The organism is Achromobacter sp. (genome assembly GCF_050285565.1).
In the GTDB taxonomy this organism is placed as follows: Bacteria; Pseudomonadota; Gammaproteobacteria; order Burkholderiales; family Burkholderiaceae_B; genus Achromobacter.
Genome location: NZ_JBLZXG010000003.1, coordinates 295,116 through 316,323, shown reverse-complemented (window position 1 = coordinate 316,323; position 21,208 = coordinate 295,116). Strand labels below are relative to the sequence as shown.

General features: G+C 68.2%; 21 protein-coding genes. 4 read left to right on the top strand and 17 right to left on the bottom strand.

Going from position 1 to position 21,208, the window contains the following annotated elements:
* The first annotated feature begins 131 nt into the window (after positions 1 to 131).
* Positions 132 to 1,154, top strand: coding sequence for an LLM class flavin-dependent oxidoreductase (locus tag ACN6O8_RS07425; RefSeq protein WP_427990415.1), 1,023 nt, complete (start codon positions 132 to 134; stop codon positions 1,152 to 1,154).
* A 189-nt stretch (positions 1,155 to 1,343) separates the two neighbouring features.
* Positions 1,344 to 1,718 (top strand): thioredoxin family protein, encoded by a 375-nt coding sequence (locus ACN6O8_RS07420; protein WP_427990414.1) that lies wholly within the window; start codon positions 1,344 to 1,346, stop codon positions 1,716 to 1,718.
* Between the two features lie 33 nt (positions 1,719 to 1,751).
* Here the strand turns inward: ACN6O8_RS07420 and ACN6O8_RS07415 are convergent, their stop codons facing one another.
* The 17 genes from ACN6O8_RS07415 to ACN6O8_RS07335 form a co-directional block, all read right to left on the bottom strand.
* Positions 1,752 to 2,339 (bottom strand): IMPACT family protein, encoded by a 588-nt coding sequence (locus tag ACN6O8_RS07415; protein ID WP_427990413.1) that lies wholly within the window; start codon positions 2,337 to 2,339, stop codon positions 1,752 to 1,754.
* Positions 2,340 to 2,428: 89 nt separating this feature from the next.
* Positions 2,429 to 3,247, bottom strand: a complete 819-nt coding sequence (locus ACN6O8_RS07410; RefSeq protein WP_427990412.1) for a transporter substrate-binding domain-containing protein — start codon at positions 3,245 to 3,247, stop codon at positions 2,429 to 2,431.
* Between the two features lie 5 nt (positions 3,248 to 3,252).
* On the bottom strand, positions 3,253 to 4,026 hold the full coding sequence (locus tag ACN6O8_RS07405) for an ABC transporter permease (RefSeq protein WP_241047505.1): 774 nt from the start codon (positions 4,024 to 4,026) through the stop codon (positions 3,253 to 3,255).
* Positions 4,023 to 5,021, bottom strand: a complete 999-nt coding sequence (locus ACN6O8_RS07400) for an ABC transporter substrate-binding protein (RefSeq protein ID WP_427990411.1) — start codon at positions 5,019 to 5,021, stop codon at positions 4,023 to 4,025. The genes ACN6O8_RS07405 and ACN6O8_RS07400 overlap by 4 nt, the downstream gene beginning before the upstream one ends.
* A 27-nt stretch (positions 5,022 to 5,048) precedes the next feature.
* Positions 5,049 to 5,819, bottom strand: a complete 771-nt coding sequence (locus ACN6O8_RS07395) for an ABC transporter ATP-binding protein (protein WP_427990410.1) — start codon at positions 5,817 to 5,819, stop codon at positions 5,049 to 5,051.
* 112 nt (positions 5,820 to 5,931) lie between these two features.
* A complete protein-coding gene (locus ACN6O8_RS07390) occupies positions 5,932 to 7,149 on the bottom strand; it encodes an MFS transporter (protein WP_427990409.1) in 1,218 nt (405 codons plus the stop codon).
* 161 nt (positions 7,150 to 7,310) lie between these two features.
* Positions 7,311 to 8,915 carry an ABC-F family ATPase gene (locus ACN6O8_RS07385; protein ID WP_427990408.1) on the bottom strand — a complete coding sequence of 535 codons (1,605 nt, stop codon included), beginning with the start codon at positions 8,913 to 8,915 and terminating at the stop codon, positions 7,311 to 7,313.
* A gap of 145 nt (positions 8,916 to 9,060) precedes the next feature.
* Positions 9,061 to 10,110 (bottom strand): LD-carboxypeptidase, encoded by a 1,050-nt coding sequence (locus tag ACN6O8_RS07380; RefSeq protein WP_427990407.1) that lies wholly within the window; start codon positions 10,108 to 10,110, stop codon positions 9,061 to 9,063.
* Positions 10,107 to 10,598 carry a tRNA adenosine(34) deaminase TadA gene (tadA, locus tag ACN6O8_RS07375; protein ID WP_427990680.1) on the bottom strand — a complete coding sequence of 164 codons (492 nt, stop codon included), beginning with the start codon at positions 10,596 to 10,598 and terminating at the stop codon, positions 10,107 to 10,109. The genes ACN6O8_RS07380 and tadA overlap by 4 nt, the downstream gene beginning before the upstream one ends.
* Before the next feature lie 10 nt (positions 10,599 to 10,608).
* Positions 10,609 to 11,457, bottom strand: coding sequence for a haloacid dehalogenase-like hydrolase (locus ACN6O8_RS07370; RefSeq protein ID WP_427990406.1), 849 nt, complete (start codon positions 11,455 to 11,457; stop codon positions 10,609 to 10,611).
* 114 nt (positions 11,458 to 11,571) lie between these two features.
* A complete protein-coding gene (locus tag ACN6O8_RS07365; RefSeq protein WP_427990405.1) occupies positions 11,572 to 12,072 on the bottom strand; it encodes a hypothetical protein in 501 nt (166 codons plus the stop codon).
* A 231-nt stretch (positions 12,073 to 12,303) separates the two neighbouring features.
* Entirely contained in the window at positions 12,304 to 12,642 is a 339-nt protein-coding gene (gene mnhG / locus ACN6O8_RS07360) for a monovalent cation/H(+) antiporter subunit G (RefSeq protein WP_427990404.1), read from the bottom strand.
* Entirely contained in the window at positions 12,639 to 12,920 is a 282-nt protein-coding gene (locus tag ACN6O8_RS07355; RefSeq protein ID WP_020927460.1) for a K+/H+ antiporter subunit F, read from the bottom strand. Before ACN6O8_RS07355 ends, mnhG begins: the two co-directional genes overlap by 4 nt.
* Positions 12,917 to 13,399: a Na+/H+ antiporter subunit E gene (locus tag ACN6O8_RS07350; RefSeq protein ID WP_427990403.1), complete on the bottom strand. Its 483-nt coding sequence runs from the start codon at positions 13,397 to 13,399 to the stop codon at positions 12,917 to 12,919. Before ACN6O8_RS07350 ends, ACN6O8_RS07355 begins: the two co-directional genes overlap by 4 nt.
* Positions 13,399 to 15,030 carry a monovalent cation/H+ antiporter subunit D gene (locus ACN6O8_RS07345; RefSeq protein WP_427990402.1) on the bottom strand — a complete coding sequence of 544 codons (1,632 nt, stop codon included), beginning with the start codon at positions 15,028 to 15,030 and terminating at the stop codon, positions 13,399 to 13,401. The genes ACN6O8_RS07350 and ACN6O8_RS07345 overlap by 1 nt, the downstream gene beginning before the upstream one ends.
* Positions 15,027 to 15,371: a Na+/H+ antiporter subunit C gene (locus ACN6O8_RS07340; protein WP_183013342.1), complete on the bottom strand. Its 345-nt coding sequence runs from the start codon at positions 15,369 to 15,371 to the stop codon at positions 15,027 to 15,029. Before ACN6O8_RS07340 ends, ACN6O8_RS07345 begins: the two co-directional genes overlap by 4 nt.
* The gene (locus ACN6O8_RS07335) at positions 15,371 to 18,286 is read right to left on the bottom strand and encodes a monovalent cation/H+ antiporter subunit A (RefSeq protein WP_427990401.1); all 2,916 of its coding nucleotides are present in this window, start codon (positions 18,284 to 18,286) and stop codon (positions 15,371 to 15,373) included. The genes ACN6O8_RS07340 and ACN6O8_RS07335 overlap by 1 nt, the downstream gene beginning before the upstream one ends.
* 538 nt (positions 18,287 to 18,824) lie before the next feature.
* Between ACN6O8_RS07335 and ACN6O8_RS07330 the strand changes: the two genes are divergently transcribed.
* Both ACN6O8_RS07330 and ACN6O8_RS07325 read left to right on the top strand, forming a co-directional pair.
* Complete coding sequence (locus tag ACN6O8_RS07330; RefSeq protein ID WP_427990400.1) at positions 18,825 to 19,823, top strand: Bug family tripartite tricarboxylate transporter substrate binding protein; 999 nt, start codon at positions 18,825 to 18,827, stop codon at positions 19,821 to 19,823.
* A 502-nt stretch (positions 19,824 to 20,325) separates the two neighbouring features.
* Positions 20,326 to 21,207 carry a hypothetical protein gene (locus tag ACN6O8_RS07325; RefSeq protein ID WP_427990399.1) on the top strand — a complete coding sequence of 294 codons (882 nt, stop codon included), beginning with the start codon at positions 20,326 to 20,328 and terminating at the stop codon, positions 21,205 to 21,207.
* The last annotated feature ends 1 nt before the right edge of the window (position 21,208 follow it).

Sequence of the window (21,208 nt, the reverse complement as noted above, 5' to 3'; positions counted from 1 at the left end):
GCCCTCATGGTTGCTGTCGGAGACGGTTGAATTCGCCGATACACTCCCCATGTATATAAGACCATGGAGCCGACCTTGTCTCGTCACACCCCGCATTCCGCCTGGCTGCGCCGCCATATCGAGCGCCGCCCATGAGCGACCTTGCCCGCATCCCCTTCTCGGTGCTGGATCTGGCCCCGATCGTACAGGGCCGCGACGCCGCCGACGCCTTCCGCAACAGCGTGGCGGTGGCGCAGCACGTCGAACGCCTGGGCTACCAGCGCTTCTGGCTGGCCGAACATCACAACATCAACGGCGTGGCCAGCAGTGCCACGGCGGTGCTGATCGGCCATGTCGCCGCGCACACCACGACCCTGCGCGTGGGCTCGGGCGGCGTGATGCTGCCCAACCATGCGCCGCTGATCATCGCCGAACAGTTCGGCACGCTCGAAACCCTGTACCCCGGCCGCATCGACCTGGGGCTGGGGCGCGCTCCGGGCAGCGACGGCGCCACCCAGCACGCGCTGCGGCGCGGGCCGCGCAGCGGCCTGGAATTCCCGGCGCTGCTCGAGGAGCTGCGCGGCTTTTTCGCGCCCTCGCGCCCGGGGCAACCGGTGCGGGCGATTCCCGGCGAGGGCCTGGATATCCCCATCTGGCTGCTGGGGTCGAGCGACTTCAGCGCGCGGCTGGCGGCCGAACTGGGCCTGCCATTCTCGTTCGCCGGCCACTTCTCGCCCGAGGGTATGGCGGCGATGCGCCTGTATCGCCACCTGTTCAAGCCGTCCGCCACACTGGCCCGGCCGTACGCCATGATCGGTGTGCCGGTGGTGGCCGCCCCGACCGACGACGAGGCACAGCGCCTGTCCACCACGCAGCAGCTCAAGTTCCTGTCGCTGGTACGGGGCAACCGCCTGCAATTACAGCCGCCGGTCGACAGCATGGACGGGCTGTGGAACGAATGGGAACGCGAGGCCGTGAACCAACGCCTGGGTGCCGCCATCGTGGGCGGCCCCGAGACCGTCAAGCGCCGGTTGGAGGCCCTGGTGGCGGAAACCGAAGCGGACGAAGTCATGATCGTGTCCGATTTCTACGCGATCGCCGACCGCCTGCGCTCCTTCGAAATCGTCGCTGCGCTCAAGCAAGGCACGGGCGTGCCCACGACAACCGCGGCCTGAAGCCGGCGCCGCCGCCGCCCGCCCCGCTCCAGCCGCAGACTGCGCTCATCACAGCGCCAACCATTGCGACGTGGCCGGTCCCCGCTCTACTATGGACTGGCAATGCCGCGTCGCCGAATCCGGCCCGCGCCTTCCCTTCCGGGCCGCCGATACCGACCCTTTGCGCCGCGCGAGCGGCAAGGATACAAAATGAGTATTGTTGAACTCACCAAAGACAGCTTCCAGGACGCCATCACGCCGGACGGCACCCTGATCGTGGACTTCTGGGCTCCCTGGTGTGGCCCCTGCCGTGGCTTCGCTCCGGTATTCGAGCAGGCAGCCGCCGAGCACCCCGACGTCACCTTTGCCAAGGTCAACACCGACGTCGAACAGGAACTGGCCGGCGCGCTGGGCATCCGCTCGATTCCCACGCTGATGGTGTTCCGCGAAAAAGTGCTGCTGTTCTCGCAGCCGGGCGCCCTGTCTGGCGGCCAGCTCAACGAGCTGCTCACCAAGATCAAGGAAGTGGACATGGAAAAAGTCCACCAGGAAATCGCGGCGGCCCAGAACGGCCAGGACGCGTAAATCGCAAGGGCCCCGCGGGGCCCTTGCCCTTTGTCACGCCAATTGTTCCCAGGCCGCGCGCCCGCGCGTGATGTTGGCCGCCGTCATTTCCAGATCGGCGAGCGCGCCGCGCGGCACGGTAAAGCGCAGCGCCACGCCGTCGGCGCCAAATTCCTCCTGCACGATCGCCGCCCCGGCCTGCGCCAGCCGCGACTTGAGCAGCGGCAGCTCGGCAAACCCGCAGGCGCACGCCACCGTGGCCAGGTCCACGATCTCGGTGCGCGGGCCGTTGCGCAGGCAGTTGGCGGCGCAGCCCCCATAGGCCCGCACCAGGCCGCCGGCGCCCAACTTGACGCCGCCGAACCAGCGCACCACCAGCACCGCCACGCGATCCATGCCCTGCCCTTCGATGGCCTGCAGGATGGGGCGCCCGGCGGTGCCGCCGGGCTCGCCGTCGTCATTGAAGCGGTATTCCTGGCCGATACGGTAGGCCCAGCAATTGTGGGTGGCCTCGGGGTCGCTGCGCGCGGCGAAGAACGCCATGGCCTCGTCGACGGTGGCGACGGGCGCGGCATGCGCGACGAAGCGGCTTTTCTTGATGTCTTCCTCGTGCGAGCAGACAGCGGTCAAGGTGGTGGTCATAGCCCGGCATTGTAAGGGCCGGGCCCGCCGCAACGGGCCGCAACACGCCGGACGCAGCCAAAACCGGTGAATCCGGCGCCGGGCGAGCCTCAGCCGTGGCAGTCGGGCACTTCCTGATCCAGGTAGACGTCGAAGGCCACGTCGCGCGCCCATTTGGCTGGCAAGGCCTTCCAGGCGCCGATCCGGGCCCAATCGCGCATGCGCTCGGCCAGCCAGGCAGACGTTGCCGTATCGGCCGCCGGCAGCAGCCAGACCCGTTCATGGCGGGCGCCATCGGCGCGCAGTGTCGCCGAGAACTTGTTCCATTCGGGAAAGCGCATCAGCGGCTCCCAGACCGTGTCATCGATCAGGCCGATGTCGCAACTGCCCTCGCGCACGGCTACCAGCGCGTCGGACGGCACCCGGTAGGTGCGCACCACCGCGCCCCAGCTTTGCGCCAGCGCCTGCGCGCCGACGGCGGCCTCGGCCATGCAGACGCTGCGGCCGCGCGCATCGGCGCCCTGGCGCATGCGGGTATCGCTGCGGATCACGGCCTTGGGCCGCGTGGCGTAGCCGCTGGCCACCGCCGCCAGCTCGGCCGGCAGCCCCTGTGCCGGCTGCGCGCGGTCCGCCAGCACCACGTCGACCTCGCCCGCGGCCAGCAGCCGGGCCGCGTCGGCGGCCGCCACCTGTCGCAGGCTGAACGGCAGCCCCAGCTCCTGCGCCAGCTTCTCGGCCATGGCGATATCCAACCCTTCCGGGGTGCGGATCTTGGCGCCAGCCAGCGGCGCGGGCGCCAGGTACGGCACGCCCACCACCAGTTCGCCACGCTGGCGCGCGACCGCCAGGCCGTCGGCCAGGGCCGCGCCGCTGGCGGTGGCCGACAGGGCCGCCAGCACGGCCAGAAGACGAAGAGCGCGTCGCATCATGGGCCTCACACGTACTGATAGCGCAGCAGCCGGTGCTTGAGGTTCTCGAGCACGAACTGGTCGATCAGCGCGGCCAGCACCGCGATGACCAGGATGTTGGTCATGACGCCGGTCATGTCGGCGATTTCGCCCGAATAGGCCAGCGAACGGCCCAGGCCCTTGCCGAAGCCGATCAGCATCTCGGCCGAGATCAGCGCGCGCCAGGCGTTGCCGAACGCCAATTGGGCGCCGGTGATCAATTCAGGCATGACGGCCGGCAGGTACACGCGCTTGACCAGGCCCCAGGGCGTGGCGCCCATCACGCGGGCGGCCGACACGTGCACGCGCTGCACCGACTCGGTGGCGTTCATCACGCTCAGCGCGGCCGGGAAGAACGCCGACAGCGCCACCACCACGATGATCGGCGTGCTGCCGAAGCCCATCACGATCAGGAACAGCGGCACCCACGCAATCGACGGGATCGACTGCAGGATGACGATGGCGCTGCGCAACACTTCACGGAAGAAGAACAGCACCGCCGCCACCAGCCCGAAGCCGATGCCGGCGGCCAGCGCCAGGCCGTAGCCCGCGCCCAGGCGGCCCAGCGTGCCCATCAGGCTCTGATGAAACGATTGCTTGCCCAGGTCTTCGAACAGGCGCTCGAGCACCGCGGGCACGCCCGGCATCAGGAAGTCCGGCAAGGCGAAGGCGGCCGTCTGCCACAGCGCCAGGATGAACAGGACGCCCAGCACGCCCGCCAGATGCTTGCGGGCGCCGGTCACACGGGTCGATGCGCTCAAAGCTTGCGCGCCTCTTGCCAGGACAGGTCGACGATGCTGGAGACGTCGTACGGCTTGCCGTCACGGGTCTTGAGCGAGCCCTGGGCCTGCAGGATATCGGCGATCTCCTGCATGCGCTTGGTGTCCTTCTCGGTCAGCTTGGGCGTGAACACTTGCGTTTTGATGGCTTCGGTGATGACGGTCTCGCGCGGCAGTTCGCCGCGGTTCAGGGTCTTGAGCGTGGGCTCGGCGATGAAGTACGAGGCGATCAGCTTGGAAGCCTGGGCCGGTTCCTTCTGCAGCAGCGCAATGGCCTGGTTCTGCGCGTCCAGCGCCTTCCAGACGTCGTCCTTGCGCTTGGCCAGCGTCTCGCCCGAGGTGATCACCACCATGCACGGGAACGGCCAGGCCTGGCCCACTTCGTAGATCTGCTTGACCGGCGCCACCAGTTGCGCGATGCGGTCATACGGTTCGAACAGGAAGGCCGCGTCCACGCGCTTGCCCACCAGCGACTGCACCGCGACCGCCGGGCTCACGCCCATCACGTTGACGTCGTCGGCCGCCAGGTTGCCCTGCTTGAGCACCACGCCCTTGAGCACCACGTCGGCGGTGCTGCCCTCGGCCTGCGAGGCCAGCGTCTTGCCCTTCAGGCCGGCAATGTCCTTGATGCCCGAATCGTCGCGCACGATCAGCGAGTGGTAGCCCTGCTGCGCGCCGCCCACCACCTTCAGGTCCGCGCCCTTGGAGGCCCAGGCCACGGCGTTGGTGAAGCCCAGCACGCCGATGTCCAATTGGCCGCCGACGATGGCCTTGATCAGATCGGTGCCCGACTTGAACTCGATCAGCTCGGAATCCAGGCCGGCCTTCTTGTAGTAGCCGCCTTCCTGCGCCACGATGGCCTGCGCATCGTCCATCACGCGCAGGTAGCCGACGCGGAATTTCTCGGCGGCCATGGCGGGGGCCGCGGCCAGGAGCGCCGCGGCCAGCGGCAGGGACAGCCATTGCTTGAATTTCATGGGAAAGGCTCCAGGGAATCGGGGGAATCAGGCCGCCAGGGCCAGGTCGGCGTGCGCCGAAGAACCGTCCACGGCAATGCCAAGCAGGCGCAGGATCTCGCGCTTCTCGGCGGCCAGGTCGGACAGGTCGTGGCTCTTGGCGCGGTGCGCCAGGTTGAATTCGCGCAGCACGCGCGCCGGACGCGGGCTGAACACCACGATGCGGTCGGCCAGGAAGAGCGCCTCGTCGACGTCGTGGGTCACCAGCAATACGGTGGGTTTTTCCTGCGCGATCAACTGGCGCAGCACATCCTGCAGCGCCAGACGCGTCAACGCGTCGAGCGCGCCGAAGGGTTCGTCCATCAGCATGGTCTGCGGCTGCGCGATGAAAGCGCGGGCCAACGCGGCGCGCTGGCGCATGCCGCCGGACACCTGGTGCGGGTAATAGTGTTCGAAGCCCGCCAGGCTGACGCGCGCCAGCCATTCGCGCGCCGCTTCGCGCGCGCGCTTTTTCGGGGTCTTCTGGAATTCCAGCGCCAGCGCCACATTGGCTTCCAGGGTCAGCCAGGGATACAGCGCGTGCTCCTGGAACACCAGCGTGCGGCTGGGATGCGGGCCGGTGACGGCCTTGCCGTCCGCCCGCACCTGCCCTTGCGTGGGCTGCTCCAGGCCGGCCGCCAGATGCAGCAGGGTCGATTTGCCGCAGCCCGACGGGCCCACCAGCGCGACCAGCTCGCCGGTCTTGAATTCACTGCTGAAGCCAGCGACGACCGGCAGGTCGCCGAAGTGCTTGTGGACGTGATCGAAGGTCAGGTTCATGGAAACGAATCGTCGGCGCGCGTGGGCAACGGGCCTAATCTAACAATTCGTTATATGAATCCAAACGATAAATATCGCATGTCCTTAATGCCCGAGGTAATAACCGGATGGCTCAGGCAGCCGCCCGCGCCCGGTCGGCGTGCCGCTGCAGGCCGAGCGCGATCAGGAAGCCGAACAGCACCGCCACCGCCGCCGACAGGAAGATCGCCGGGTAGCCGAAGCCGCCCGAGATATAGCCCGCCACCGGCCCGGTGGCGCCCAGCGCCAGGTCCAGGAATGCCGAATACGCCCCCAGCGCCGCGCCGCGGCTGCCGGCCGGCACGCGCGCCACCGCCTCGACGCCGATGGCCGGGAACACCAGCGCGAAGCCGCATCCTGTCAGGGCCGCGCCCACCAGCGCGGCGCCGGGATTGGGCGCCAGCCACAGCAGCGCCAGGCCGGCCGCTTCCACCAGGAACGACACCTGCGCCACCTTGAAGCCGCCGTAGCGCGTGATGGTGCCCGCGAACAGCAGGCGCACGCCGATGAAGGCGCAACCGAAGGCGCTGAGTGCGTGCGCCGCGCCCTCCCACGAAAAGCTGGCGTAATACAGCGCCACGAAGGCCGCCAGCGTGCCGAAGCCGACCGACCCCAACCCCAGCGCCATGCCATGCGGAAACACCCGCAGCACCACACTCTTGAACGCCATGCGATGCCCGCCGACGATGGCCACCGCGGGCCGTGCCAGCGCCAGCCCCAGGCCAGCCAGGCCCAGCAGCAGCACGGCGCCTCCCAGCGCGCCCATGCTCCACTCGGTTTCCAGGTAAACCCCCAGCGGCGCGCCCAGCGCCAGCCCGCCGTAGGTGCAGATGCCGTTCCAGGAGATCACCCGCGCGGTGTGCAGCGGGCCGACCCGGGCGATGGCCCAGGTGGCCGAGCCGGTGCCGACCCAGCTTTCGCCGAAGCCCAGCGCCAGGCGGCTGACGATGATGGCGCCCAGGCTGAGCCAGGCGCTGCGCTCGAAGGCATACGCCAGCAGCAGAAACACGCCGCTGGCGGCGCAGGCGGCCATGCCGATCACCACGGTCTGCTTGGGGCCCACGGTGTCGGCCATGCGCCCGGCGTGCGAACGGCTCAGCAGCGTCGCCACGTACTGCACGCTGATGGCCAGCCCCGCCAGCACCGAGCCGTAGCCGAGCTGGCCGTGCACGTAGCCTGGCAGCACCGCCAATGGCAGGCCGATGGCCAAATAGCAGATGAAAGTGAAAAACGCGATCGCGACGATGCGCGCGGTCAATGCGAACGTCCCGATGGGCGCGCCATCGGGCGTGGTATGAGGAGTGGGAGGCATGGCAGACTGGGAGGAACCTGGCGCAACGGGCCAAGGTTTACCCGGATGATAGCCCAGCAGGATTGCGGCTGGCTGAACGCCGTCCAGCCAGCCGCCCCGGCCCGGGAACCAGGCCCGCCATCAGGCCCGGACATCCGGCCCGTGGCATCGGGCTTCGAGTATCAGGCTTCGATGCCGCGCGAGGCCAGGTAGTCTTCGTAGCCGCCGCGGTAGTCGACGATCTCGCCCGAGGGCAGGATTTCGATCACGCGGGTGGCCAGGCCGGACACGAATTCGCGGTCGTGCGAAACGAAGAACAGCGTGCCTTCGTACTTTTCCAGCGCGAACTGCAGCGATTCGATCGATTCCATGTCCAGGTGGTTGGTCGGCTCGTCGAGCAGCATGACGTTGTGCCGGCCAAGCATCAGGCGGCCGAAGGTCATGCGGTTCTTTTCGCCGCCGGACAGCACCTTGGGCGCCTTGGGCAGATCGTCGGCCGAGAACAGCAGGCGGCCCAGCACCGAACGGATCGACTGGTCATCGTCGCCCGGCTGGCGATGCTCGCCCATCCAGTCCAGCAGGTTGATGTCGGTCTGCAGGAACTGATCCGACACATCCTGGGCCATGTAGCCCAGGTCGGCGTTTTCCGACCACTTGACGCTGCCCGCATCCGGCGCCAGGTCGGTGGCCAAGAGGCGCAGCAAGGTCGTCTTGCCGACGCCGTTGGCGCCGATGATGGCGATCTTCTCGCCGGCATCGACCATGGCCGAGAAGTTGCGGATCACGGGCGCGTCGTAGGACTTGGACAGGTTCTCGACCGTGACCGCCAGGCGGTGCATGACCTTGTTCTGCTCGAAGCGGATGTACGGGTTCTGGCGCGACGACGGCTTGACCACGACCTGCTCGGCCTTGATGCGGTCGATCTGCTTCAGGCGCGAAGTGGCCTGGCGCGACTTGGACTTGTTGGCGGCGAAGCGGCGCACGAAGTCCTGCAGTTCGGCCACGCGTTCCTTGGCCTTGGCGTTGTTGGCCACCAGGCGCTCGCGCGCCTGGGTCGAGGCCAGCATGTAATCGTCGTAGTTGCCCGGGTAGATGCGGATCTCGCCATAGTCCAGGTCGGCCATGTGGGTGCAGACCTGATTCAGGAAGTGGCGATCGTGGCTGATGATGATCATCGTGCTCTGGTAGCTGTTGAGCACGTTTTCCAGCCAGCGGATGGTGTTGATGTCCAGGTTGTTGGTCGGCTCGTCCAGCAGCAGCACGTCCGGGTTCGAGAACAGCGCCTGCGCCAGCAGCACGCGCAGCTTCCAGCCCGGCGCCACTTCGCGCATCGGCAGGTTGTGCTGGTCGACGGCGATTTCCAGGCCCAGCAGCAGCTCGCCGGCACGCGCTTCGGCGGTATAGCCGTCATATTCGGCGAACTTGGCCTCCAGATCGGCCGCGCGCATGTAGTCGTCTTCGGTCGCTTCCGGGTTGGCGTAGATCGCGTCGCGCTCGGACATCGCGGCCCACATCTCGGTGTGGCCCATCATCACCACATCCAGCACGCGCAGATCCTCGAAGGCGAACTGGTCCTGGCGCAGCTTGCCCAGGCGCACGCCCGGCTCCAGCGAGACGTTGCCGGCCGACGACTCCAGGTCGCCGCCGATAATCTTCATGAACGTCGACTTGCCGGACCCGTTGGCCCCGATCAGCCCGTAGCGGTTGCCTTCCCCGAACTTGACGCTGACGTTCTCGAAAAGGGGCTTGGGACCGAACTGGATGGTGAGATTGGCGGTGGATATCACGGTGTTTTAGCAGCGGGAAAATGGATGCGGCGCCAGGATGGCGCGACAACGCCGGCATGCGGCGAAACCCGATAGTGTACCAAGCCCGGATGGCATACCGCCCGGCTCGGGCCGGGCGGTCGGAAAAACCAGGTGCGCAACGGCCTCAGTGCTGGTGCTCGTCCAGCACCAGGTGGGCCAGGCCCTTCTCGGTGGCGATGCCGACCTTCTGGCCGATCGGCAGCGTCGCCTTGGTGGCCACATGGCCATACGGCAAGCCGGTCACCACCGGCACCTTGACCGTCCTGCGCAGCCACGCCACCACTTCGGGCAGGTCGTAGCCCTTGTCGTGCGGCGCCAGTTTGTAGTCGGAGAAGCGGCCCAGCACGATGGCCTTCTGCTTGCCCAGGATCCCGGCCTGCCAAAGCTGGATCAGCATGCGCTCGATGCGGTAGGGATGCTCGGCCACGTCTTCCAGGAACAGGATGCCGCCGCGCACCTTGGGCAGGTACGGCGTGCCCACCAGCGAGGTCAGCATGGCCAGGTTGCCGCCCCACAGGATGCCGCGGCAATCGACCGGGTCGGCGTCCTGGGTCTCGAAGCTGAGGATTTCCAGTTCGCCGCGCATGACTTCGCCGAACAAGGCTTCGGTCAGGTCGTCGACCTTCTTGCCGCCGAAGTCGGCCACCGCGGTGGCGCCGGTGTAGCTGACCGCGCCGGTCTGCGCCAGCAGCGCCAGATTGAAGGCGGTGAAATCGCTCATGCCGACAAAGCGCTTGCCGCTGTCGGCCATGGCCTTCCAGTCGATTGCGTGCAGCAGCCGGCCCATGCCATAGCCGCCGCGCGTCACCATGACGATCGGCAGCTTCTGCTTGATGGCGCGCGTCAGGCTGGCCAGACGCTGCGCGTCGGTGCCGGCGAAGCGCTGGTGCTCGGCCAGCGCGGTGCGATCCAGCGCGGTCTTGAAGCCCTGCGCGGCCAGGCGCTCGCGCGCCCGTTCGACGGTCTGCGGATCGCGCACCGCCGACGACGGCGAGATCAGGTAGATGCCGCGCGCGTCCGGCAAGCTGTGGACATGGCCCGGCTCGTGGCCGTGGTCATGGCCGCAGGCCTCGCCGCATTCGTGATCGGGGTCGTGCGCGCCGCTGGCGCGCGGGTGGGCCGGGGCGGCGGCCGCTTTGGCGCCGCGCGCCTTGGCGCCTCGGGTGTTGCTCATGCGATGGATTCCTTGGCGCGGCGTTCACGGAAGAACCGGCGCAGCAGCTCGCCGCAAGGTTCCGCCAGCACGCCGCCGGTGACTGAAGTGTGATGATTGAGCCTGGGCACCGAGCCCACGTCGAGCACGCTACCGCAAGCGCCGGTCTTGGGGTCGTACGCGCCGAACACCACCCGCGCCAGCCGCGCGTGCAGCATGGCGCCGATGCACATGACGCAGGGTTCCAGGGTGACGTACACGCTGATGCCCGGCAGGCGGTAGTTTTCGAGCGCGCGGGCGGCCCCCCGCAGGGCCACGATCTCGGCATGCGCGGTGGGATCGTGGTCGATGATGGTGCGATTGTAGCCGCGCCCCAGGATATCGCCCTGGGCCGAGACCACCAGCGCGCCCACCGGCACCTCGCCGATGGCGTAGGCCGCCTGCGCCTGTTCCAGCGCCAGCGTCATGAATTCGGCATCCTGCGCGGTCCAGGGCGGCAACGCCGCCATGGCGGCCGGCTCAACCACGGTACACCCGCGACTTGAGCGCGATGCGGCCGGCCAGGCTGGTGACGGCCTCTTCCAGCCATTGGTAGAGTTCGGCGTTTTCGTCGTAGCGGGCCTGGTTCAGGTTCGACACCCGCCCTTCCTCGATGAAGCCCCAGGCGCGGCTGCGCTTGTCGCGGTGCTTGGGATCCCAGACGCCGAAGGCGTAGCCGCCGGCGCGGCGGATCAGCGAAAAGCACGGGATGTCGGTGTAGCCGTCGCCGACGAACACCATCTGGTCGAACGGCACCCGCAGTCGGTCCTCGGGCACCTTGCGGTTGACCTCGAACGGCTTGTTGCGGAAATCGCGGCCGATGATGCCCTTCTGGATGTGGAACAGGTAGCGCGTCTTATCGGTGAAGCTGACGATGCGGCGCGGGAACTCGATGCCGCCGTCGGCGCCATAGGTGAATTCGGAAGCCCAGATCTCGGTGAATTCGTGGGCAATGGGCGTGGAACGCACTACGTCGCCGATGCCGCTGGAGATCAGATAGAACTCCAACTGCACCTGCGGCTGCGCGGCCCGCACCGCCGCGCGCAGGCGCGGGAACAGCGTGGCCACGCCATCATGCAGTTCAAGCCGCGCGCCCCAGTCGCGCAGCCGTTGCTGCGTGATGAGGCCGTGCTTGCCCTCGCGCGAGAGCTGGATCATCTGGTAGAGATAGGCGGGAACAGGGTCCCAGTCCTGGTTGGACAGCAGCGGGTCGACCTGGTCTTTCCAGAAGGACGCCGTGTCCACCCCGATGCTGTCCAGGAAACCGGACGTGCTGTCCGAGGCCAGCGTGTCGTCGAAGTCGAAAATCAGGGCGATGACGTCGGACATGGATATGCGTAAGTAAGGGCGACAGCCGCCATTTTGCCTGATTGTGGCGGCGGCCGCGCCGCCGGCGCACGGGGAAAGGGCGCGCGACGCCCTCCCCTGGCCGGTCGAGCGCCGTTACGGGCGCATCGGCGCGGGCGGCGGCGCCATGCCCGGGGCGGGCGCCATGCCGGGCGCGGCGGCCGGGGGCGGAGGCGGCGGCACCGCGCCGGCGGTGCCGGCCGGCACCTGGATCACCGTCTCGCGCAGCACGCCACCGCCCTGCACGCTGCCGCGCACCTGGGTGGGCGAGGTCATCTGCGTGATGCAGTCCTGGCGCGAATCGGCAGGCAGGCGGTTGCAGCGATCCAGCATGTTCTGCTGGTGCTGGTCGGAGGAACCGTCGCTCAGCTGTTGGCGCATGGCTTCCTGGCGGGCGGCGCCGGCCTCGCGCATGCAGGCGGTGAGTTCCTGTCCGGTGCTGCCGTTCTTGCAAGCCGCCACATCCTGTTCGTACTGCGCCTGGATGCCGGCGCGGCCGATCGGATCGGCCGCCTGGGCCGCTCCCGCGGCCAGCATCAGGCCCGCCGCGCAAAGGGATGCCGCAAGGCGTTTGGTGTGCATGGGACGTACATTCATGGCCAGCTCCTTGGAGAAAGAGGATTGAACCCGGACGGCGCGGCCTGGTGGGCCGGCGCCGTCTGCTTGGTATCACTATCCCACGATGAGGCGCGGGGGACATGTCCAGCAACGTGCAATCGTAAGCTGAAGTTTCCAATACTGCGGCGCAATATTCATTGCGCCCGCGCAAGGCACCCGCGCAAAAGGGGTCGATGCGTCCCCCCGTGCGCGGTTCCCTCCCCCGGCTGCCTAACGCGCATCCAGGTCGGCGTCGGCCTTGGTCAAACGGTTACGGTACACCGCCGCGCGCATCAGCAGCATCGCCGTCACCGGCGACGACACCACCAGCAGCAAGGTGATGATCACTTCGTGAAACACCGGCCGCGCCGACAGCACCGAGAACACCAGGATCGAGGCGGCCAGCACGCAGCCGCAGCCCAGCGTGTTGCCCAGTGTCGGGGCGTGGATGCGGGCGTAGAAGGAACGAAAGCGCAGCAGGCCGGCCGAGCCGGTCAGCGCCAGCAGACCGCCCAGCACCAGCAGGATGCTGGCCGGGATGCTGGCCCACAGGGGCAGATTCTCGATCATGGCTCGATCACCTCGCCGCGCAGCAGGAAGCGGGCCATGGCCGTGGAGCCCACGAAACCGAACAGCGCGATCAGCAACGCAATGTCGAAATACACCGGCGTCCCCGAGCGGATGCCGAACACCAGCATGGTCAACATGCCATTGATGTAGAGCGTGTCCAGCGCCAGCACGCGATCCTGCGCGGTGGGGCCGCGCAGCAGACGGACGGTGGCGAACACCATGCCCAGCGCGAAGCAGACCAGGGCAAAGGAAGCCGCCCAATACAGTATGGCGTTCATTCGAAAATCTCCATCAAGGGGCGCTCGTAGCGGTCTTGCACCAGGCGCACCCAGTCATCCTCGTTCTGCAGATCGAGTACGTGCAGCTTGAGGCGGTGGTCATCGCCCAACTCGACCCAGACGGTGCCGGGCGTGTAGGTGACGATGCAGGCCAGCATGGCCAGGCCGTGCGGGTCGCGCATGGTCAGCGGGATCTTGATGAACCCGGGCGAGAAATCGTTGGGCCGCGGGTTCAGGATCAGCCGGGCGACGGCGACGTTGGACTTGATGATGTCCACGGTCACGTGCAGAAACAGCGGAATCACTTTCCACAGGCGCCGCGGCTTGGCATGCAACGGCCGCAGGCGCGAGGCGGCCCAGGTGAACCACAGCGCCAGCGCCACGCCCAGCGCGATCTGGCCGGACGACAGGCTTTCGTTCAGCACCAGCCACAGCACGAACAGGAACACGGGCAGGAAGAGGAAATACAGGCGGCGCATCAGCTTCCTCCTTGCGCGGCGCGCACCGTCTGCGCGGACATGACGGCGTCGATATAGCTCGTGGGCTGATCCAGCGAGCGCGCGGCGTCGTCCAGGTAGGCCGACACCGGGCCCGCGCCGGCCGCCAGGCCCACGCACAGCAGCAGCAGAACCGCCACCGGCCCCGCCTCGATCACCCGCAGGCGCGGCGTGCTGCGCTCGTCGCTGGCCCAGAACACGCGGATGCCGGTGCGGCCCAGGCCGATCAGGCCCGCCAGGCCGGACACCAGCACCGCGGCCACCAGGATCCAGGCATCCATCGGCGGCGCCGATTCATTGGCCGCCGAAACGGCGGCTGACAACAACGAGAACTTGGCGACGAAGCCCGACAACGGCGGCAACCCCGTCACCAGCAAGGCGCAGCAGATGAACGCCAGGCCGAGGAACGCCATGGCCGCCGGGATGGCGACGCCGACCACGTCGTCGGAGCGGTTCACCGAGGCCGGGTCGTCCAGGTCGAAGGCGTCCAGCGTCACCGCCAGCACGTTGGCGCCGAAGCTGCGCGTGCGCTCGATGAGTTCGGCCAGCAGGAAGAAGGCGCCCGTGGTCAGCACCGAACTGATCAGGTAGAACAGCGCCGGGCCGGTCAGCGTCACGCCCGGCATGCCCAGCGCCGTCAACAGCGTGCCGGCCGAGACGATGACGCAATACCCCACCATCTTTTCGAGCTGCTGCGTGGCCAACAGGCCCAGGCCGCCGAACAGCAGCGTGGCCAGGCCGGCGGCGAACATCCAATCCAGGCTGAAAGCGGCCGGCGCGCCGGTCGGCAGCAGCAGCGAACCGATGCGCAGCAGCGCGTAGATGCCGACCTTGGTCATGATCGAGAACATGGCCGCGATTGGCGCGCCGGCCGAGCCGTACCCCTTGACCAGCCAGAAGTTCAGCGGCCAGGCCCCCGCCTTCACCAGGAAGGCCACGCCAAGGATGGCGGCGCCGGCCTCGAACAGCATGCGGTCCGAACCGGTCAGGTTGCCGGCACGCAGCGCCAGGTCGGCCATGTTGAGCGTGCCGGTCACGCCGTAGATCAGCGCGATGCTGATCAGCAGCAGGAACGAGGCCACCAGGTTGACCGCGATGTACTGCAGGCCGGCGCTGACGCGCGCCACGCCCGAGCCATGCAGCAACAGGCCATAGGACGCGGCCAGCAGCACCTCGAAGAACACGAACAGGTTGAACAGGTCGCCGGTCAGGAAGGCGCCATTCAGGCCCATCAGCAGGAACTGGAACAGCGAATGGAAATGCACCCCGGCACGGTCCCAGCGCGCCAGCGCGTAGGTCAGCGTGGCCAGGCCCAGCACCGCCGTCAGGGTCAGCATGACGGCGGCCAGGCGGTCCACCACCAACACGATGCCGAAGGGCGCGGGCCAGTCGCCCACTAGGTAGACGCCGACGCCCTCGGGCCAGACACCCGGCACCGCGCCGCCGGCCACCGCCAGCAGGGCAATGGCGGCGGCCAGCTGGGCCGCCGTGGACACCATGGCGATGGCGCCGCGCGTGTAGCGGCGCGTGTCGCCCAGCAGCAGCATCGCGGCGCCGGCCAGCAGCGGCGCGATGATGGGCAGGATGGGAAGATGTTGCAGCCAGAAACTCAAGATTGGGACTCCCGTCCATCGACGTGGTCGGTGCCCGTCAAACCGCGTGAAGCCAGCAGCACCACCAGGAACAGCGCGGTGGTGGCAAAGCCGATCACGATGGCCGTCAGCACCAGGGCCTGCGGCAGCGGATCGGCGTACCAGGAAGGATCATGGGCCGTGGCCGGGTCCACCACCGGCGGCCGGCCCGAGGTCAGCCGGCCCATGCCGAAGATGAACAGGTTGACCGCGTAGGACACCAGCGACAGGCCCATGATGAACTGGAAGGTGCGCGGCCGCAGCAGCAGCCAGACCCCCGAGCCCGCCAGCACGCCGATCGCGACGGCGTAAATCAATTCCATCAGGCTTCCCCCGTTTGTGCGGCGGCCGCCTGGCTTTCGGCGGCTGCCTTGCGTTGCGCGCGCAGCGATTGGTGAGCCAGCGCCACCAGCACCAGCACCGTGGATCCGACCACCAGCATGTAGACGCCCAGGTCGAACAGCAACACGCTGGACAGGTGCACGTGGCCCACCAGCGGCAAGGCGATGTCCCAGGCCAACGCGGCCAGGAACGGCTTGTAGGCGAGCCAGGCCGCCAATGCCGCCGAGCCCGCGAACAGCAGGCCGATGCCGATCCAGTTCTGCGGATTCAGGCGGCTGCGCGACTCGACCCAGTAGACCCCGCCCACCATGTATTGCAGGATCACGGCGGTGGCAAAGACCAGGCCGCCGACGAACCCGCCGCCGGGCTGATTGTGGCCGCGCAGCAGGAAATACACCGAGATCAGCGCCGCGGTCGGCAGCAGCAGGCGCACCAGCACCGTGGGCACCATCATGGGACCGGCCGGCACCCGCGCCTTGATGTCGGGCGCGGCCGGCACCGGGCCGTCCTGGTCGATCTGCTGGCGCGGCAGGTCGGCGCTTTCGGGCGCCGGACGGAAGCGGCGCAGCAGCGCGTAGACCGTCAGCGCCACGATGCCCAACACGGTGATTTCGCCGAAGGTGTCGAAACCGCGGAAGTCCACCAGGATCACGTTGACCACATTGGTGCCGCCGCCGTCAGGCAGCGCGCGGTCGACGAAGTATGAGGAAATGGTGTCGGTCCGCGGCCGCACCAGCACCGCGTAGGCCAGCGCCGCCATGCCGGTGCCGGCGGCAGTGGCCAGCAACAGGTCGCGCAGGCGGCGGCCGCGCGCGCGCAGCGTGGCGCCCAGGCCTTCGTCCTCGTCCTGCGCGATACGCCGCGGCAGCCAGCGCAGGCCCAGCAGCAACAGCACCACGGTCACCACCTCGACCGAGAGCTGCGTCAGCGCCAGGTCGGGCGCGGAGAACCACACGAACGTGAGGCAGGTCACCAGCCCGGCGCCGCCGGCCAGCGCCAGCGACGCCAGGCGGTGGTACTTGGCCTGATAGGCGGCCGCCACGGCGCAGACGCAGCCCACCAGCCACAGCAGCGCGAACGCCGGGTCGACGCTGGTGGCGCGGCCGCTGCCCGCCAGCCAGCCCCCCGCGCGCAGCGGCAGCCAGGCCACGAACAGCGTGCCCAGCACGATCAATACCATCTGCACCTGCAGGCGCGACGAGGCCAGCCAGCGCAGCAACCAGGAGGCGGCCACACTGGAGCCGTCCAGCAGCGCCTCGAACGAACGGCGGCCGTCCAGGTGGTAGATGAACGGCACCCGGCCCGGATTGGCGCGCTGATGCGCGCGCAGCGCCAGGTACAGGAAGACGCCCGAGGTCATGGCCACGAAGCTCATCACCAGCGGCAGGTTGACGCCGTGCCAGACCGCCAGGCTGTATTCGGGCATGTCGGCGCCCAGGATGCTCCGCGCCGCCGTGGCCAGGAACGGCCCCAGGGTCACACCCGGCAGGATGCCCACTACCAGGCACATCAGCACCAGCAGGCCGCTGGGCAGCAGCATCCAGCCCGGCGGCTCGTGCGGCGCGCGCGGCAGGTCGGTAGCCGGCGGGCCGAAGAACACCTGCAAGATGAAACGCAGCGAATAGGCCACGCTGAAGGCGCCCGCCACGGTGGCCGCCAACGGCAGCCCCACCTTCGTCACCACATCGCCACTGACGAAGGTGGTCTCGGCGAAGAACATTTCCTTGGAGATGAAGCCGTTGAGCAGCGGCACCCCGGCCATCGAGGCCGCCGCCACCATGGCCAGCGTGGCGGTGATCGGCATGGCCTTGTACAGGCCGGACAGGCGGCTCAGGTCGCGCGTGCCGGTTTCATGGTCGACGATGCCGGCCGCCATGAACAGCGACGCCTTGAAGGTGGCGTGGTTGACCATGTGGAACACCGCCGCCACCAGCGCCAGCGAGCTGTTCAGTCCCAGCAGCAATGTGATCAGGCCCAGGTGGCTGATGGTCGAATACGCCAGCACCCCCTTCATGTCCTGCTGGAAGATGGCGGCATAGCCGCCCAGTACCAGGGTGATGAGGCCAGCGCCGCCGATGATCCAGAACCATTCGTCGGTGCCGGCCAGCACCGGCCAGAAGCGCGCCAGCAGGAACACGCCGGCCTTGACCATCGTGGCCGAGTGCAGGTACGCCGACACCGGCGTGGGCGCGGCCATGGCGTTGGGCAGCCAGAAATGAAACGGAAACTGCGCGCTCTTGGTCAGCGCGCCCAGGGCCACCAGCACCAGCACGGCCGGATACCAGGGGTCGGCGCGCACCAGGTCGCCAGCGGCCAGCACCCGGTCCATGTCGTAACTGCCGACGATGTGGCCCAGGATCAGCACCCCGGCCAGCAGGCACAGGCCGCCGGCGCCGGTCACCGTCAGCGCCATGCGCGCGCCACGACGGGCATCCAGGCGGTGATGCCAGTAGGCGATCAGCATGAACGAGGCCAGGCTGGTCATTTCCCAGAACATGACCAGTTGGATCAGGTTGCCCGACAGCACCACGCCGAGCATGGCGGCCATGAAGGCCTGGAAGAACGAGAAAAAGCGCGGCACCGGGTCTTCCGGCGACATGTAATAGCGCGCATACAGCACCACCAGCGCGCCCATGCCCGAGACGATCAAGGCGAACAGCCAGGCATAGCCGTCCATGCGCAGGGTGAATTGCAGCCCCAGCGCGGGCGCCCAGGGCATGTCGGCGCGGATCACGCCGCCGTTGGCGACGTCGGGATAGAGGCTCGCCACCAGCACCACGCAGACCAGGGCGATGATGCCCGCCAACCAGGCCTCGGCATTGCGGGCGTTGGAAGGCAACAGCGCGGCGCACAGGCTGCCGGCAAACGGCAGAGCGAGGATCAGTATCAGCGACATGGCGTTCCGAGAATGTCCGGGCCCCTCCCGCCAGCGCGGCAGCGAGAGACGAAACGAACCGGGGATTGAAAAACGGACGGAACCCTGGCCTGGTGCGTCGCTGCGCTACATGTTGCCCCGCGGGGACATCGACCAACGCCCCATTGAACGGCGCAGACAGAAACAAACGCAATAGCTTTCTTGCAGGACCGGCCAGGAATCTCATCCGAAAAATATCAGATTCTTGTAAGTTATGCAGAGATTTATGCACGTACCCTGCGGATGACGGCATGATCGCTGCGCAATGATTACGCAGCAAGGATGACCCCATTTTCATTCAAGTTCTTGTCAGCATACGTTTTTTTGCGACAACGGCGCCGATCGCACGGCTTGCTGCGACCGCGCGAATACCCCCATGCGATGCAGGGGGAATCCCGATTGACCCCGCATCGGTAACTGTGTGCAATGGCGCCCACGAAGCCTCGACCGGCCCGGCATCCGCACCCGGCACGCTTCCCCGACGCCGGCCAACGAAGCCGGCCGGCTCGGATTCAATAATATGGAGAAGACTTTGACCGTGCTGTCCCACGCCAAGGCCATCCTGGCCACCGCCCTTGCCGGCGTCTGTCTTAGCGGCGCCGCGCACGCCGCCGACCCCTACCCCAACAAACCCATCCGCCTGATCGTGCCGTTCGCGGCCGGCGGCACCACCGACATCGTCGCCCGCATCGTGGCCGAGGGGCTGGGCCGCGAGCTCGGCCAGGCCGTGGTGGTGGAAAACCGTGGCGGCGGCGGCGGCTCGATCGGCGCCGACGCGCTGGTCCGTTCGGCCCCGGACGGTTACACCCTGGGCGTGGCCACCGTCAGCACCATGGCCACCAACCCGGCCACCAACCCCAAAACGCCCTACAACCCGCTCAAGGACTTCGCGCCGATCACCAATATGGTCAACGTGCCCAACGTGTTGACGGTGAATCCGTCGGTGCCGGCCAAATCGGTGGCCGAGTTCGTCGCCCTGCTCAAGGCCAATCCCGGCAAATACAGCTACGCCTCGTCCGGCGCCGGCGGCATCGGCCACCTGGACGGCGAACTGTTCAAGTCGCTGAGCAAGACCGACATGGTGCACGTGCCCTACCGCGGCTCGGGCCCGGCGCTGAACGACGTGATCGCCGGCCAGGTCAATGCCCAGTTCGACAACCTGCCTTCGTCCATGCCGCACATCCAGGCCGGCAAGCTGCGCGCCCTGGCCGTGGCCGCGCCCAAGCGCCTGCCCACCCTGCCCGACGTACCCACGTTCGCCGAAGGCGGCATGCCGGAAATGGACAACATGGCGTGGTACGGCCTGGTCGCCCCCGCCGGCACCCCCCAGGCGGTGATCGACCGCATCCACGACGCCACCGTCAAGACGCTGAAGGATCCCAAGATCGTGCAGCGCCTGGCCGACGGCGGCTCGCTGGTCGATGGCAACACGCCGGCCGAGTACGCCGCGCAGATCAAGCGTGAGCTGGAGCTGCGCCAGCGCATCGCCAAGGAACGCAACATCCAGTCGACCAACTGAGGCACGCCGCGCGGCCCCGCCGCATGGCCGGCGGGCAGGCGCGCTGCCCGCCGCCGGTCGCCCTGCCCGAGCACGGTTCGTCACGGCGCCAGATTCGGACGGTTCACGTGATGTATCCGCGACACATCCGAGGAAGACGCGCTCGCGCTCTGCTACCATTTCGCCCGTGCGAACCGATTTTTCCCGCCTCTCCGACGCCGCCTGCGTCCTTTGCGCCCTGCGCTCGACCCTGTTGAGCTCGCAGGAAGTCGCCGCGCGCCGCGCCTACGCGCGTTCCAAGCCCGGCTAAGCGCCCGCTTCCCCCTCCTCCTTCGCTTTTGCGTACCGGCCCGCTGCCGGCCGCCGGCACGTCCGTGCATTCCGATGCTGTACGCGTGCGCTGGCGCCAGAACGGCCGGCACTACCGCCTTGCCCTGTGGCCGGGCGGTTTTCGCCCCTTGTTTCGACCGCGCGCCGGCCCTGTCCGGCGGGCGGCGCCACGCCTTGATTGCACCCGAATGCCATGCAACTCACCAAGAAATTCGTCAAAGCCAAGAATCCCTGCGCGGGCGGCTACAAATGGTTCCTGCGCGACCACAACGGCCAGGGGGACTACCAGGCGGTCCTGGATGCCCTGGTGGCCGACGGGCGCGTGGGTGACGCCTGCTGGCTGCTGGACCAGTTCGGCCCGACCGACGCGGTGCTGAAGCTCGATACGCTGGATGCCCACGCCATCGTCTTCGCCGGCACGCTGGAAGTGCGCATGGGCATCAACGTCGACAGCGTGGTGCGCGCCGGGCGCAGCATCATCACTGGCGGCGGCATCCGCGCCGGGGAATCGATCGTGGCCGGCGAGAACATCACCGCCGGTGCCAACATCGCCAGCGCTGGCGACCTGCGCGCCGGTGGCGACATCGCCGCCGAATGGGGCATCGAGGTCGCCACGACGCTGGATTGCCGCGGCAACGTGCGGGCCAAGTGGGACATCTGCGCCGGGCAGGACCTGGCCGTGACCGGCCACCTGCGGGCCGGGCAGGACGTGCAGGTGCAAGGCGCCCTTAAATGCGGCCAGGGAATCAAGGCGGGTGGCGCGGTCCAGGCCGCCAAGGACATCGATGCCGCCTGCGGCATCCAGGCGGGCGCCACCATCGCTTGCGGCGGCCATCTGGCCGCCGGCTGGGGGCTGATCGCGGGCGAGGACATCCGCGCCGACGGCTCGATCCGCGCCGGCGAAGGCGTACAGGCCGACGGCCGGATCGAGGCCGGCGACGGCCACGGCGTCTACGCCGGCCTGAACGTGCGCCTGGACGCCTGGGCGGTCTGCGCCCGGGTCCAGGCGTGCGAACGGCCGGCGCAACTGGTCAGCGGGCACTGGGCCGGCCAGGAAGAAGCCGCGCACGCGTAGC